The organism is Flavobacterium sp. (assembly GCF_003525665.1).
Taxonomy (GTDB): Bacteria; Bacteroidota; Bacteroidia; order Flavobacteriales; family Flavobacteriaceae; genus Flavobacterium.
In genome coordinates, this window is sequence record NZ_DQDX01000100.1 from 1,252 (window position 1) to 1,608 (window position 357).

The 357-nt window shown below is 27.5% G+C and carries 1 pseudogene; it reads left to right on the forward strand.

Annotated elements, in window-relative coordinates:
• Nucleotides 1-47: 47 nt before the first annotated feature.
• Nucleotides 48-357, forward strand: a pseudogene (locus DIU01_RS07260) (peptidase M56); the annotation flags it as partial.

Consider the following 357-nt stretch of genomic DNA (forward strand, 5'->3'; position numbering starts at 1 on the left):
TATAGAGAATAGAATATAGAAATTAGATAACAGTAAAAAGAGCAAAGATGCAGGAACTAATAATTTATCTTTTAAAATCGAGCGGATTGCTTGCAGCTTTCTATCTTGCGTATTATTTTTTGCTTCGTAAAGAAACTTTTTTTACTAGCAATCGTTGGTTTTTATTGATTGGATTAGTTACTTCTGCGGTATTACCATCATTTTTTATTGAGAAAATTGTTTTTGTTGAAGCTCCAAAATTTGTTCCAAATCCAGTTATTAATACCATTTCAAATTCTGTTCCAACTACTGAAATCATTGAAAAATCAATTGAAATAGATTGGTTTCAAATAGGAATTTATATTTACGGAATTATTA